The organism is Natrinema amylolyticum, assembly GCF_020515625.1.
GTDB lineage: Archaea > Halobacteriota > Halobacteria > Halobacteriales > Natrialbaceae > Natrinema > Natrinema amylolyticum.
Genome location: NZ_JAIWPJ010000001.1, coordinates 1,466,027 through 1,479,564 on the forward strand (window position 1 = coordinate 1,466,027; position 13,538 = coordinate 1,479,564).

The window sequence follows — 13,538 nt, forward strand, 5'->3', positions numbered from 1 at the left end:
GCTATTGCCGTCGCCCGACGAGACCGCGGTGACGACTCGATTCCCAGTAGAGGGTTTGATGATAGGTGAGCGACTCGGATGGTACAACGAACGGATATGAACGAGACAGGTTTGTACGACGACGACTGGTTAGGCCTTGAGTGGAGCCCGTGGCTCTCTCTCGATCGAGAAGACGGAGACCTGAGCACCATTTCAAGTGATCCCGGATTGTACCGAGTGCGCCACCAGGAACAGGATGGCCTCGAGTACATCGGCGAAACGGGACGAAGTACGCGCGGACGGGTAGGCTCGCTCGCTCGAGGGACCTACGCCGAAGAAATGCCGTATCGAGATCCCCATACCGCTGCACCGTGTCTGTGGGCAGTTCGAGATCGATACGGGCCGGAATTCGAGGTTTCGTATTCGGTCCCGCCGGAGGCAGAAGACAAGCAGGAGCGGAAGGCGATCGAAGCCGCATTGATCGCCATCGCTCGTCGAGAGATGGGCGAGAGTCCAACGGCGAACTTCGGCCGAATCATCGACGGCTACAAGCAGTCGAGTTACAACAAAGACGGCATCGTCGGTGGGCCGCTACCGGAGGGAGAGACGGAACCGAACTGCGAGGGTGGGCGCGGGCCGGTCCCGTGGGAGAACGCCGACGCCGTGACCGATCCGAACTGGATGGGTCTCGAGTGGTCCGAACCGTATCTGCTTGACAACCGACTCGAGCCGGAACTGCCCGATAATGGTGTCTATCGGATCTGGTACGAGGGTGATACACCGCCTCTCGCGTATATCGGTGAAACCTCAGCGTTCACCGGACGGCTGCGACGCCACGAAGATACGTTCGGCAGTGAGGCGCTGTTTTCGGTTGCGACAGCAGATAGGCTTGAGGCAAAGCATAAACGAACAGAGATTGAAACCGAGTTAATTGGGAGTCACTATTTAAATACTTGCCAGTCTCCTCAACACCAATTTTAAGATCTCTTGTGTTTACGATTCGGGCTTGATCTTAGCTTCTTCAAGGTATTCGCTCTCTCCTGAATAGATCGGCTTCCCTTCGTATTCGATTAATAGTCGTTCTAACTTCGCGATCTGTTCTGCAGTATCATCAAGTATTTTTGCCGCCTCTATAACGAGTTCGTCCTTCCTCCCTCCATTAATACTCATGAACTTCTCCGTTAAATCATCCAGAGCATACTGCTTCGCAGTTGAATGATACTCTTCATTATGTTTATCCCTATCCTTCATTTCAGCCATATAGGTGCCAACTTGGGTACCCCCTCCTTTGTCCTTTCCATCTATATTTCAGCACAATCTCTCTCTATTTTATTCTCTATGTATTCTTCGAAAGAACAGTCCCGATCAGTTACTGGCCTCGGTGAGGTACTAATTGATATATCACTGACATGATCTGAGCCAAGTTGTAGATTATCAATATGGTATTGAGGATCAATCTCACCACTTAAAATACTATCATATGTGGAAGATAAGAGTTCATCAGAGGGGTCAATTCTTATCATTATATTCCCATTTTTCATCACATGGTTTACGGATTCGAATCGAAGATAGTCTAAGTACAATATTGTCCCCAACCAAAGTTGCAGAAGTAAATCCAAATCAGAATTGGTTAAAAACCGGAACCCCTTCGCCCATCCTTCCGCCACAAAACCCCAGTTCACTTGTCTACTATCCGACTTTTCCTCGTATCTAATATGAGCAGAGGTGATCTGTGACAAGGATGTGTAGCAGTACCACAAAGAACGTATCTCAGTAGACATCTTCTGTCCATTATCGGTTGTAGAGTGGTCAAGACCATGTGTCCAGTCAATATATTGCTCCGATATACCGTCTTCTTTCTTACTTAGTAGATCATCGAATGTCTCTGGTATTATTTTCATAGTTAATATAGAGTAATGAAACAGGTTATTTTGAGTAGAATCACGTGTCTCAATTGAGTTTGATGCCTCTATAGCCAAAACTCTAATTCCAGAACCCGCGGCTTTGAAACAGTCATTTTCAACTGCCTCAGCAATTACATTACCTGACTTTTCGATTGCATCTCCTCTAACTTCTTCGCTCGCTTTATCGAATTCTAAGGTGGAAATGACTTTTCCAAATCCTTGTAGGGAATATAAGGTAGTGGTCTCTAAGTTCTCTTTGGCCGCTGCTTTTCCGACTTTTTCAAGTGAAGATAGTCCGCTAGAGGATTCTTGTTGAAGTCCCGTATCAGCGGCCTTCTTTATGGTATTTGGCAGTCGATTAGCACAAAGCTCCTCTAGTGAGTTTTTCACTTGACCATCGTTATCTAATTCTGTAATATTTTCTTCTTTTATGAGATTTTCTGTAGACGATCCTATTATTCTTAGCCCGCGACATACTGCAGGAGTATCTTGATCTGTGATTGAAGAGTTGATAATTGAAACTGGTACCAAGTAAGGGTCATTTTTTGTTGAATCAGCCGCTTCCTCTGCTTTTTTAACAATGTCGTTTGGTTCAAGAGTCTCTTCAATCCTATCTAAGATTCCCTCTGGTGTAGTTTGTTCTAGAATCTTGTCGACAAAGTGGTATAGCGCAATAAATGCAAATCCTGCAAACCAACCAGAACCGAAGACAAGAAAACTCAGTGTTGTTTTTCCGACGATCTCGGAAACGTAGAGTGTAGAAAGTGAGAATAAAATCGATACACCAAATATTCCTATTGTTGTTTTGTATTCCTTATCTGACTTGAATAATCCTACCACTCTTGGAGAATACCTTGATGTCGATAATTGGACTGCAACAACAACAACAGAAAATACGATAGCAAAGATTGTTGTTTGTGCTGCTACCAGTGTAGTCAATATATCTGTACTAATCTCTGGTATTTTGTAATCTATGGTCGCCGATGCTAAGATCATGAAAATTCCCATAATAACCCATACAACTGCAATGTCTGATTTGAATTCCACCTTCATAACTAATTATATGTTCTATTCATATACTAATCTCTATCATTTATCATTTTTTCTCCTTTTTCAGTTATCCACCATGCACGCCCTTGTCCGATTTTTTTACTATCTAATCCCCCCCTTTCTTGCAACTCACGCAGCCGCTGATAAGTTCCAGTTTTTCCGATTGGAAGACTATGAGCTACTTCTGGAGCAGATAGCACTGGGTCCTCACTCTCTACAAAGACGGCCAATATTTCTGAATCAGAAACCGTCCGTTCTCTGCCAACCATTCCCTATTTCAGGGCTACTATCCAGCAACTATAGTCTATCTGTCAAAAGCTACTCTGGAGAAATTAGCTACGCCGGAATAATTAAATGGCCGAAGTTCAATTACAGGTTCAACGGAAGCTATACGCGGACCTGACTCTCACGGGTCCCGAAAGGTAGCGGACCGGTGTTTGGGCACCGGGTCCGCGAGAAGCTCCCGTAACCAAGCTACGGAAGCATGATCGACAACACACACGCGGGGTATAAACTCCCCGTTCGATGGACGCCATCTGGCACTTTCGGAAGTATCGGAAACGGCCCGGTTAGGCTTAATACTCAACGGAACAGACAGTCAGATCAACCGACGGACAGCAGCCGCGCACGCCCCAGCTCCTACACAGTGGCGTGCACGGTTCGTCCGCGGTCCCACAACAGTGAGACCATGCCCGAATGCACGCTACACCACGGTAAGAGTACCGAATTCAACCATTCCGTTAACAATCTCGAGGTGCGTCGATGAGCGACGACCTCGAGCCGATGACGCCGACTGAAGGTATCGAAGCGTTCCTTGCGCACCGGAAACCGAGCGTCGCGGAATCGACGTACTACAACAACCAGACGACGCTCGAGCAATTCACCGCATGGTGTTCGGACAACGAGATCGACAACCTGAACGACCTTACCGGTCGGGATCTGGCGCTGTTCGTCGCCCACCGCCGCGAGAAGGTGAAACCGATCACTCTCCAGAAGAACCTCAGTGCGATTCGAGAGTTCCTGGCGTGGGCCGCCGACATCGAGGCCGTCCCGGAGGGACTGAACGAGAAGGTCCACGCACCGGAGGTTCCCGATGGGTCCGAATCCCGGAGTATCAAGCTCGAACGCCCTCGAGCCGAGAAGATTCTGGAACACCTCGACCGGTACGAGTACGCGAGCCGGGATCACGTCATCATGGCGATCCTCTGGCGGACCGGGATGCGTCTCTCGGCGCTCCGGTCCATCGACCTCTCCGACCTGGAAGGCAATCAGTTCGCGATCTACCTCAAGCACCGGCCCGAGACGGATACGCCGCTGAAAAACAAGGACCGAAGCGAGCGGTGGGTATTCCTCGGTCCGGAGTGGTATAGCATCGTCTCGGAGTACATCAAGGTCAACCGGATCGATACGAACGACGATCACGGGCGTGAGCCGCTACTGACGACCAAACAAGGCCGTATCTCCGGTGGGTCGATCCGAAACACCGTCTACCGCTGTTGCCAGCCGTGTTTCGTCACGGACTGTCCGCACGATCGCGACCCCGAGACGTGCGAAGCGGTCGGAGCTGCGAATATTCCGTCTAAGTGCCCCTCGACGCGCTCACCCCACGCTATTCGTCGCGGTGCGATCACCGGCCACCTGCTCGAGGACGTGCCGCCGGAGATCGTCTCTGACCGGATGGACGTGTCTCTCGAGGTGCTGTACCAGCACTACGATGCGCGCCAGCCTGACGAGAAAATGGAGCAGCGACGCAAGTTCCTGGAGGGGGTCTGAATGTCGGTCACTGATTCACTCCGAACCCTACGTCCTCTGGTTAATTTCGAGGTTCCCGGCGAGTCCACTTCTTCACGTCGCTTCGCTCGTTCAGTCGTGGACTCGCCGAACATCGCAAACCCTTCGGGTTTGCTCAATCCCGACGAGTCCACTATTCTGCGCCGCGAGCAAATTCGCGAGCGGCGCGAATCGTCGTCGAAGGCGGGATTTGAAGCCCTATGAGTCATAGCCCGCGAGCGAGTGGAACGAGCGAGCAGGACCGTCTCATTTCGGGTTCAAATCCCTGCTCGGGGACAAGCCCCGGCCATATCATCAAAATACACCGCATCACTCCGACAGCGGCACGGAAAGTGAAATCACTCTGGAGACTGCGGACGAAAATCTCAGAACTCGCAGTCGTCGTTCTCCACGCACTGCTCGACCCAGTCCGGTGTCTCGAGGGTCGTCGGCTCCGGATCGGGGTCGTACTCGTACTCGACGTGGATGGAGCCGTCCGGCTCGCGCTGCAACAGGTACTCACCGTACGACGACGCTTGGGTCAAGGAGAGTTCGAGCGACATCGATCTGAGGACGTCCGTCTCCGGATCGGTCCGAACGTCGCCCCGCTCGGGATCAATGCGAGTCAACGAGCGGTTCAATTTCACCCACGCGGACGAGGGTTCGTACACGGCGTAGTCTCCGTCGCTCCCGTCCTCGACCTGGTCGTAGTTCAGAGACATCAGCGGTCGGGTGGTAATCGAGCGGGTGGAGCGGAGGTTGCCGCCGTCGTACGTCCCCTGGCCTTCCGTGACGAGGACCACGCGGTCCTCGTGGTGCCCGTAGTGAACGACGTCGTCGTCGGTCTCGAGGTCCGACCGGATCGACTCGCGGTCCTCGTCGGCGGTCGTCGTGTATTTCGTGTACACCCGACCGTCCTCGTAGAAATACTCCGTCGTCACCTGCTCGTACTCGTGCGTGACGTGAGCGGCGTCGGGTCCGAGGACCGTCGCCTCGTGGGCGACAAACAGCTCTCCGTCGACCCTGATCTCTCCCGAGGAGGCGGACTGTTCGGAATCGCCGTACTCGAATGGCACCTCCGTTGACGTTGTGTCCAGTGGAAAGAGGAACAGTGCCCCGACCCCGGCGACAAGGAGGGTGACGAGCACTCCGACAACGAGGTATTTGCGTTTCATTAGGGTTGCTTTTGAAGCCAATTGATTAATTATTTTGATGGCCGAGAACCAAAAATTGAATAGAAGATTGTGAACCGCCGTTTCGATTCAACTCTAGGGGCGTAATCACGCATGTTCGAAAGAAAAGAAGTTAAATCAACCCAATCAACAGCAGATATAAGTAACTAACAGTTAGAAACTATAATAGAAGCCACTCTCCGCGAGACGCAGGGGGCACGCAGCAAAATGCCCCGGGTGTTGCACCACCCGAGACGTGGCTTCCAAGCCAGCGAGGCTTCGAAAGCCATGATTCCGTACATTCTACCGGGATATAAACGTCCCGCACGACCGTCGAATCGCCCGACAGAAACACCTGCAATAGTCCTCGAGACCGCCACTACCCTCGAGCGGAGGTCGCAATGACGAACGACGCCTCGAGCGCGGGCGGTGAACCCGCGACCGAACGGGACTCAGACGCCTCGAGTGTGCTGCCGGACTGTCCGCGGGACCCGGACGCCTCGAGCGTGCTGCCGGACTGTCCGAGCTGTGGGGAGCCGATCATCACGACGACCGTCGTCGGGCCGACGGACGGCTACGCGGCCCCCTGTGGCTGTCGTGTATCGCCTGCTGCGCTCCCGAGTGCGGACGATGAGTAACGATTGCCTCGACGGGCACGGTGCCCGCAGGCGGGTCGGGTCGGACCAGCCGCCTCGAGTCGCCGAGACTCGAATCGGGCTCGAGAGCCTCTCTCAGCGGTCGTTTCACCCGTTCGTACGTTCTCCCACAAAACACATTGGGAGAACGTTGATTATTGTTTCACCGTACATTCTATATGCCTTTATGAATGACTTTCCGTCTCACGACACCTGTAGAGCCGATGGTGGCACCCCGTTCGTGACCGAACGGAAGTCCGATGAAACGACGGTAGAGGCCATTCTCCGGAGCATCGCCGCGATAACTGGCGTCGACGAAACCGACCTCGAACCCCTCTACGACGCCGTGGAGGTCGACGCGCTGGCGACGTTCGTCACCCACGCCGAACGACGCGACCGGTCGGTGCAAGTGTCGTTCGGATACGAGGGCTACACCGTCGTCGCCGACGGAGACGGATCGATACGGGTCGTCGACGATCCCCCGCAGAACCCGCTGATGGGATCTGACTGAGAGGGGCAGTATCGGTCCGGTCCGCACTTCTCCTAAGCACCGGTGAGAGTGAAATCGGGTTTGGTCCCGGAATCGAGCTTCTCAGCCACTATAGCCGGTAGCCCGACCTCGGCGAGTAGGATCGGGCACGTGCAGCGACGATCGAAACCGCTGCCTCGAGTGCCCGATTATCCGGTCGCTACCGGCCACGCGGCTGTGATCTCGAATCGGTTGGGTGTCGTTACCGTCATCGGCCCGGCGGAGAATGGACGGACTACCAAATAGGGAACCCCTCTTGACATCGGGCAATGGCACAGAAGACCGGCGGCAACCCTCGATCGAGACTCCATCGAATCGGGTCGCTGTTCTCGAATCGATACGGGCGATCCGCGCGGAACGAGGATTCGAGCCTCGAGGTGACCGTCGTCGACTCGATACGGGACGTGGGGAAAGCGCAGTGGAACGGGATCGTCGAGCGCTCGAGTCGCGGCAGCGTGTTTCACCGCTACGAGTGGCTCGACGCGATCGAGACGGGACTGGGCTATACGCCCCGCCACCTCGAGATCACCAAGGACGGGAACACGATCGGGGGGATGCCGAACTTCGTAGTCGAAATCGAGAAGACGCCGTTCAACCGGCTCTCGTCGCTGTATCCGGGCTTCGGCGGGCCGTTGCTCCCGACGGACACGAAGGAGTCCCTTGAGCGCGTAACCGAGGCCGTCCCGAAACTCTGTGGCGGACGGACGATCGTCCACCAGATCCGGGGGCTGGACATGAGCTATCTCCGGTATAACGACGCCTTCCAGTCCCAGGGTTATCAACCCTATCGGCGGGAGTGTCGGTTCCTGCTCGATCTCACCAAGGGCCACGACGAGATCCTCGCGGACATGAGCCGGACCCGGCGGCGGGGGATCGAACACGGCCGGGACGTGGACTACGAGGTCGTCGAGGAGGAGATCACTCGGGAGAATCTGCATCGATTCCATCGCACCTACGAACGCGTCATGGACCGCGTCGGCGGCGAGGTGTACCCGTTCTCGTTCTTCGAGGCGCTGCAAGGGATGGACGACAGACTCCTCTTGCTGACGATTCGGATCGACGGCGAGTACGCGGGCGGGATGCTCGAGTTGCTCGACGACGAACGCGACTCGATTCACGGCTTCTTCGCCGCCGTTCCGCAGGAGTACTTCGACGATCACGCCTCGGAACTGCTCTACGATCACGTCTTCCAGTGGGGGATCGACAACGGCTACGAGACCTACGACTTCGGGAGTACGAACACGGACTTCGAGGACGGCGTCTTCCGATTCAAGGAAGGGTTCGGTGGCCGGGCCGTCCCGGTCCTCGTTTGGGAGCGCGGCTGTAGCCCCCTCTGGCCGCTGGTAAAGGCGGGGCGGGCACTCTACTGGCCGTATTACACGTAATTCGTCCCGGCGGGTCAGTGGGTGCCAGCAGCCTACTCGCCGTGACGCGGCGTGACTGGCGATCTATCGAAAGCGAGCGGGAGAACCACTGCTTCTCGTCCGCACCCCCCCCCCCCATTTTACAGTGTAAAATCCACTTACGACGAGAGTTTGCTCGAGACGGGATCGACAGCTCTCTGCTGTCTCCGGGTTTTAAACAGCTTATTTTCGGCATATATTAAACCGTGAACAGTCACAACTGTTTTCTATCAGTATCCGTTATTTCCGTCCCATGCGATACGTGACATACGTTCTCACACCGGCACGGGGATACTTCGATGCGGGCGCAGAACGACTCCGCGAGCTGGGCGTCACGTTCGAGTCCATTCAGCACATCGATCGCCTCACCGACGGCACGATCATCACCCAAAAGGTAGTCCGCGGGGAGCGAGCGGCCGTCCGGAACGCGCTCAAGGAGACTGGGCCGACAGTCGCCGACTACCAGCTCACCGACGACGGCGAGAGGACGATCCTCCAGTTGCACTACCGACCGAGCGATCTCACGCGAGAGCTCCTCGCGATCCATCACCGACACGCGGTGTTGCTGGACTACCCCCTCGAGTACGCGGGACTGGAGAACCGGAGCCTTCGCGTCTCGGAGATCGGCCGCGAGGAGGCGTTGCGACGGGTCATCGAGGAGACGCGGGCGATCGTTGACGTCGAAATCGAGCGCCTCAGCGACTACGACCCGTCCGAGGCGCGTCCCTTCGCTGACCTGACGGACCGCCAGCGGGAGGTGCTTCGCGTCGCGGTCGAGGAGGGATATTACGAAGAGCCCCGTCAGGTGACTTACGAGGAGATCGCAGCCCGACTCGAGTGTTCCGCCGGGACCGTTGGCCAACACCTCCGTCGGATCGAAGCCCGACTCATGTCGACGCTTATCGCGGGCGACGATTCGCGGACCGACGCCGACCGTGAGCGAGGTCGGGCACCGACCGGCCCGTCCCGATAAGCGATGCTCACGTTCCAGCCTCCGTCCCGCGATCTCGAGCGGGCGGAGAGCGACCAGTGAAACCGAACCGCTGGCGCTCGACTGCGGCCGATCGCATGGCGAGCCAGCGGCTCCGTCGAACCAGTGAGAGATCAGTCACCGCCCTCGATACCGGATCGATGCGAGCAGTGACGCGAATGGCGACTTGTATCCGGTCGGCCATCGTGAGGACTCGTATGACCACCGTGGCCATCGCACTCCGAGATCGACTGCTCGTCTGTGCGGGCGAGGCGACCGATCCCGACGGCTGGACGACGGAGACGCGACTCGAGGGGCGCGACCTCGAGTGCGTCGCAGCGGTCCCCGACGCGCCGGCCCGTTACTACGTCGGGACCGTCGCGGACGGCCTGTTCCGAAGCACCGACGGCGGCGAGACGTTCGACCGGCTCGAGACCGAATTCGCGGCCGAGACCCGGGCACCGACGGACGGAACGGCGACCGGTGAGACCCACGAGAGCGATCGCGTGACGGCCGTGACGATTAGTCCGCACGACTCGCGGGTCGTCTACGCCGGCACGGAGCCCAGCCGGATCTACCGCTCGCGCGATGGCGGCGACTCGTGGACCCGCCTCGAGGGACTCACGGACCTGCCGTCTGAAGACGAGTGGTACTTCCCGCCGCGTCCGGACACCCACCACGTCCGCTGGCTCGAGGTCGATCCGGCCGACCCGGAGCGGCTGTACGTCGGAATCGAAGCGGGCGCGTTCGCGTACACGCCCGACGGCGGCGAGACCTGGCACGAGCGGCCGCCCGGATCGCGCCGGGACAACCACAGTCTGGCGACGCACCCGGATCGAGACGGGCGACTCTACGCCGCGGCCGGCGACGGCTACGCCGAGAGCGACGACGGCGGCGAGACGTGGCGACGGCCGCAGGCCGGCCTCGAGCACACCTACTGCTGGAGCGTCATCCCCGATCCCGGCGATCCGGAGCGGGTACTCGTCTCGAGCGCGCACGGCGCGTCGACGGCCCACATGACGAGTCGCGCGGAGTCGTACGTCTACCGCAAGGAGGGCGGAGAGGAGCACGCGGACGGCGAGGGCGACGTCTCCTGGGAGCGACTCGACGAGCTCGCTCTTCCGACCGGGGAGGGCGTCGTCCGAGCCGTGTTCGCGACGACTGGTGAACCCGGTCTCGTCTACGTCGTGACCAACCGGGGCCTCTTCGTGACGCATGATTTCGGCGATTCGTGGACCGAGATCGATATCGACCGGCCCGACGAGCTCGAGTCGCGGACGCCGCGCGGACTGGTCGCGCTCTCGTGAGTCGGTTCGATGGTGCCCCGGTTCGTTCGACGACCGATCCCGCCGAAGCGGGTGGGCCGCTTCGAAATCCTTTTAGGCGCTACACGGGGATAGTAAGGTAACTGAGTGATATCATGGACGTCGACATCATCTCCGAAACGGAGAACCCCATGTTGCATCGAACGGACGTGACCTTCGAACTCGTCCACGAGGACGCCACGCCCTCCCGTCTGCAGGTCCGCGACAGTCTCGCGGCGAAGCTGAACAAGGACGCCGACGAGGTCGTCATCCGCAAACTCGACACCAAGTTCGGAATGCGCAAGACCGTCGGACAGGCGAAGGTCTACGAGACCGACGACTACGCCCGCGAGGTCGAGCAAGACCACATGCTCGAGCGAAACAAGATCGGCGCTGACGAAGAGGCCGAAGCGGAGGAAGCATAAAATGGCGCGACACGAACTCTACGGCGACGACGGGAGCACCGAGGGCGAACTGTGCCCCCGCTGTGGCGACGTCTTCCTCGCCGATCACGGCGACCGCAAGCACTGCGGGAAGTGCAGCTACACCGAGTGGGAGTAACCCCCGACCGATGGGCGACGTGCCGAAGGCGGTTGTGGCACGTCGAACGCCGGTAGCAGCCGTTTTCATCCGTGACTGACACCTGCCGCATCCTCGGGATCGAAGGCACTGCCTGGGCCGCCAGCGCAGCGGTCTTCGACGCCGAGCGCAACGACGTGTTTATCGAGAGCGACGCCTACCAACCCGAGAGCGGCGGCATTCATCCCCGCGAAGCCGCCGAACACATGCACGAGGCCGTTCCGCGCGTCGTCGAACGGGCCCTCGAGCACGCCCGCGAGACCCACGACGGCCCAGCGACGGAGTCGCCGGTCGACGTCGACGAGCGAAGCTCGTCGGGCCAACAGGCTGCGCCTGTTGATGCCGTCGCCTTCTCCCGCGGCCCGGGACTCGGTCCCTGCCTCCGCATCGTCGGCACGGCCGCTCGAGCACTGAGTCAGGCCCTCGACGTGCCGCTGGTCGGCGTGAACCACATGGTGGCTCACCTCGAGATCGGTCGCCACACCTCCGGCTTCGACTCGCCGGTGTGTCTCAACGCCAGCGGGGCGAACGCGCATCTGCTGGCCTACCGCAACGGGCGCTATCGCGTGCTCGGCGAGACGATGGACACCGGCGTCGGCAACGCGATCGACAAGTTCACCCGCCACGTCGGCTGGTCTCACCCCGGTGGGCCGAAGGTCGAGGCGGCGGCCGAAGACGGCGACTACGTCGCCCTCCCCTACGTCGTCAAGGGGATGGACTTCTCCTTCTCGGGGATCATGAGCGCCGCCAAACAGGCCTACGACGATGACGTCCCGGTCGAGGACGTCTGCTACTCCCTGCAGGAGAATATTTTCGGCATGCTGACCGAAGTCTCCGAGCGCGCGCTCTCGCTGACGGGCAGCGACGAACTCGTGCTCGGCGGCGGCGTCGGCCAGAACGACCGCCTGCGCGAGATGTTAGGAGAGATGTGCGCCCAGCGCGGGGCCGAGTTCCACGCCCCCGAGCCCCGTTTCCTGCGGGACAACGCCGGCATGATCGCAGTACTGGGGGCCAAGATGTACGAGGCCGGCGATACCCTCGCGCTCGAGGACTCCCGCGTCGACCCCGACTTCCGGCCCGATCAGGTACCGGTCACGTGGCGCACGGACGAGCCCGAACTCGCGGCCGGCCGCGGTGAGACGACGGAGGGCGACCGGCAGGTCCGCGGGGCCGAAGCGCTCGTCGACATAGAGCCCGACGCCGGCCGCGTGACGAAACGTCGCGAGGTCAAGACCTACCGCCACCCCGAACTCGACGACCGGCTCCGCCGCGAGCGGACGACGCTCGAGGCCCGACTCACCAGTCTGGCCCGTCGCGAAGGGGTGCCGACGCCCGTGCTCTCGGACGTCGATCCGCGCGAGGCGCGCCTCGAACTCGAGTACGTCGGCGAGCGGGACCTACGAGCGGAGCTGACGACCGCGGGCGTCCGCGACGTCGGTCGGCATCTCGCGCGGCTCCACCGAGCCGGGTTCGTCCACGGCGATCCGACGACGCGGAATATCCGGGTAGGGCGCGCGGGAGGTGACGCCCCATCGAACGAGCAAGCGGCCGACGGCCACGAGCACGGGTCTGATCGGACGTTCCTCATCGACTTCGGGCTCGGCTACCACACCGACCACGTCGAGGACTACGCGATGGACCTCCACGTCTTCGACCAGAGCCTCGTCGGGACCGCCGACGACCCCGAGCCGCTCCGCGAGGCGGTCCGGGAGGGGTATCGCGAGGTCGGCGAGGAGCGCGTGCTCGAGCGCCTGCGAGACGTCGAGGGGCGCGGGCGATATCAATCGAACGGCGAGTAGCTCCCCGGTCGGCCGCCTGCGGGCGGCCGATTGCACCGATCGTCACAGCACACAATACTCTTATCAGGGGAGGACGTATCACCTGCCATGGCAGAGAAGCCGACTTCCGGTGAGATTCTTGGGGTCCCGTACAACTTCGAACGACCGAGCATCAGTCGCATGCTCTCGTCGTACTGGCAGCCCGGCGAAGGGATGCTCGTCGAGAAACCCTTCGGCGTCGGCTACACTCTGAACCTCGCCAACTGGCGCTCGTGGATCGTCGTCGCCGTCGCCGGCGCGCTCCTCTGGCAACAGGAGCAGGGCGCGTCCGAGGGCGGCGAGGACACCGCGGACGAACCCGTCGAGGTCATCGTCGACGACCAGGACGACTGAGATCGCACTGTTTTCGCCGTCGCGTCCTCGAGACCGAGAGCCGCGCCTCGAGCGGCTGCTGCGGAATCGCAG

Annotated in this window: 14 protein-coding genes; 11 read left to right on the plus strand and 3 right to left on the minus strand. The window is 59.2% G+C overall.

All coding sequences use genetic code 11. The features are described from left to right. Positions 1-78: 78 nt before the first annotated feature. Positions 79-960, plus strand: coding sequence for a GIY-YIG nuclease family protein (locus LDH66_RS07280; protein WP_226480388.1), 882 nt, complete (start codon positions 79-81; stop codon positions 958-960). Positions 961-972: 12 nt separating this feature from the next. Here LDH66_RS07280 and LDH66_RS07285 read toward each other — a convergent pair whose 3' ends face one another. Then, entirely contained in the window at positions 973-1,239 is a 267-nt protein-coding gene (locus LDH66_RS07285) for a hypothetical protein (protein ID WP_226480389.1), read from the minus strand. A 41-nt stretch (positions 1,240-1,280) separates the two neighbouring features. Then, entirely contained in the window at positions 1,281-2,936 is a 1,656-nt protein-coding gene (locus tag LDH66_RS07290; RefSeq protein ID WP_226480390.1) for a DUF2254 family protein, read from the minus strand. Between the two features lie 759 nt (positions 2,937-3,695). On the opposite strand from LDH66_RS07290, the gene LDH66_RS07295 reads away from it, so the two are divergent. After that, entirely contained in the window at positions 3,696-4,706 is a 1,011-nt protein-coding gene (locus LDH66_RS07295; RefSeq protein ID WP_226480391.1) for a tyrosine-type recombinase/integrase, read from the plus strand. Between the two features lie 383 nt (positions 4,707-5,089). On the opposite strand, the gene LDH66_RS07300 is transcribed toward LDH66_RS07295, so the two are convergent. Continuing rightward, positions 5,090-5,878 (minus strand): hypothetical protein, encoded by a 789-nt coding sequence (locus LDH66_RS07300; protein ID WP_226480392.1) that lies wholly within the window; start codon positions 5,876-5,878, stop codon positions 5,090-5,092. Positions 5,879-6,276: 398 nt separating this feature from the next. Between LDH66_RS07300 and LDH66_RS07305 the strand changes: the two genes are divergently transcribed. The 9 genes from LDH66_RS07305 to LDH66_RS07345 all read left to right on the plus strand — a co-directional run bounded on the left by LDH66_RS07305 (position 6,277) and on the right by LDH66_RS07345 (position 13,466). Then, positions 6,277-6,513 carry a hypothetical protein gene (locus LDH66_RS07305; RefSeq protein ID WP_226480393.1) on the plus strand — a complete coding sequence of 79 codons (237 nt, stop codon included), beginning with the start codon at positions 6,277-6,279 and terminating at the stop codon, positions 6,511-6,513. 184 nt (positions 6,514-6,697) lie between these two features. Then, positions 6,698-7,021: a HalOD1 output domain-containing protein gene (locus LDH66_RS07310; protein WP_226480394.1), complete on the plus strand. Its 324-nt coding sequence runs from the start codon at positions 6,698-6,700 to the stop codon at positions 7,019-7,021. 287 nt (positions 7,022-7,308) lie between these two features. After that, positions 7,309-8,424 (plus strand): lipid II:glycine glycyltransferase FemX, encoded by a 1,116-nt coding sequence (locus tag LDH66_RS07315; RefSeq protein WP_226480395.1) that lies wholly within the window; start codon positions 7,309-7,311, stop codon positions 8,422-8,424. A gap of 271 nt (positions 8,425-8,695) precedes the next feature. Then, a complete protein-coding gene (locus LDH66_RS07320; RefSeq protein ID WP_226480396.1) occupies positions 8,696-9,415 on the plus strand; it encodes a helix-turn-helix domain-containing protein in 720 nt (239 codons plus the stop codon). A 215-nt stretch (positions 9,416-9,630) separates the two neighbouring features. Beyond that, positions 9,631-10,719: a WD40/YVTN/BNR-like repeat-containing protein gene (locus LDH66_RS07325; RefSeq protein WP_226480397.1), complete on the plus strand. Its 1,089-nt coding sequence runs from the start codon at positions 9,631-9,633 to the stop codon at positions 10,717-10,719. A gap of 113 nt (positions 10,720-10,832) precedes the next feature. Further along, positions 10,833-11,141 (plus strand): 30S ribosomal protein S24e, encoded by a 309-nt coding sequence (locus tag LDH66_RS07330; protein WP_007110613.1) that lies wholly within the window; start codon positions 10,833-10,835, stop codon positions 11,139-11,141. 1 nt (position 11,142) lies between these two features. Continuing rightward, positions 11,143-11,277 (plus strand): 30S ribosomal protein S27ae, encoded by a 135-nt coding sequence (locus LDH66_RS07335; protein WP_222917139.1) that lies wholly within the window; start codon positions 11,143-11,145, stop codon positions 11,275-11,277. A gap of 71 nt (positions 11,278-11,348) precedes the next feature. Continuing rightward, the gene (locus LDH66_RS07340) at positions 11,349-13,094 is read left to right on the plus strand and encodes a bifunctional N(6)-L-threonylcarbamoyladenine synthase/serine/threonine protein kinase (RefSeq protein WP_226480398.1); all 1,746 of its coding nucleotides are present in this window, start codon (positions 11,349-11,351) and stop codon (positions 13,092-13,094) included. Positions 13,095-13,181: 87 nt separating this feature from the next. Beyond that, complete coding sequence (locus LDH66_RS07345) at positions 13,182-13,466, plus strand: DUF5808 domain-containing protein (protein WP_226480399.1); 285 nt, start codon at positions 13,182-13,184, stop codon at positions 13,464-13,466. The last annotated feature ends 72 nt before the right edge of the window (positions 13,467-13,538 follow it).

What these genes read in the sequence shown, in the direction of transcription:
- LDH66_RS07345 (WP_226480399.1), top strand. Translation starts at nt 13,182, where the DNA reads ATGGCAGAGAAGCCGACTTCCGGTGAGATTCTTGGGGTCCCGTACAAC.
- LDH66_RS07290 (WP_226480390.1), bottom strand. Translation starts at nt 2,936, where the DNA reads ATGAAGGTGGAATTCAAATCAGACATTGCAGTTGTATGGGTTATTATG.
- LDH66_RS07310 (WP_226480394.1), top strand. Translation starts at nt 6,698, where the DNA reads ATGAATGACTTTCCGTCTCACGACACCTGTAGAGCCGATGGTGGCACC.
- LDH66_RS07325 (WP_226480397.1), top strand. Translation starts at nt 9,631, where the DNA reads ATGACCACCGTGGCCATCGCACTCCGAGATCGACTGCTCGTCTGTGCG.
- LDH66_RS07305 (WP_226480393.1), top strand. Translation starts at nt 6,277, where the DNA reads ATGACGAACGACGCCTCGAGCGCGGGCGGTGAACCCGCGACCGAACGG.
- LDH66_RS07330 (WP_007110613.1), top strand. Translation starts at nt 10,833, where the DNA reads ATGGACGTCGACATCATCTCCGAAACGGAGAACCCCATGTTGCATCGA.
- LDH66_RS07295 (WP_226480391.1), top strand. Translation starts at nt 3,696, where the DNA reads ATGAGCGACGACCTCGAGCCGATGACGCCGACTGAAGGTATCGAAGCG.
- LDH66_RS07315 (WP_226480395.1), top strand. Translation starts at nt 7,309, where the DNA reads ATGGCACAGAAGACCGGCGGCAACCCTCGATCGAGACTCCATCGAATC.
- LDH66_RS07280 (WP_226480388.1), top strand. Translation starts at nt 79, where the DNA reads ATGGTACAACGAACGGATATGAACGAGACAGGTTTGTACGACGACGAC.
- LDH66_RS07335 (WP_222917139.1), top strand. Translation starts at nt 11,143, where the DNA reads ATGGCGCGACACGAACTCTACGGCGACGACGGGAGCACCGAGGGCGAA.
- LDH66_RS07285 (WP_226480389.1), bottom strand. Translation starts at nt 1,239, where the DNA reads ATGGCTGAAATGAAGGATAGGGATAAACATAATGAAGAGTATCATTCA.
- LDH66_RS07320 (WP_226480396.1), top strand. Translation starts at nt 8,696, where the DNA reads ATGCGATACGTGACATACGTTCTCACACCGGCACGGGGATACTTCGAT.
- LDH66_RS07300 (WP_226480392.1), bottom strand. Translation starts at nt 5,878, where the DNA reads ATGAAACGCAAATACCTCGTTGTCGGAGTGCTCGTCACCCTCCTTGTC.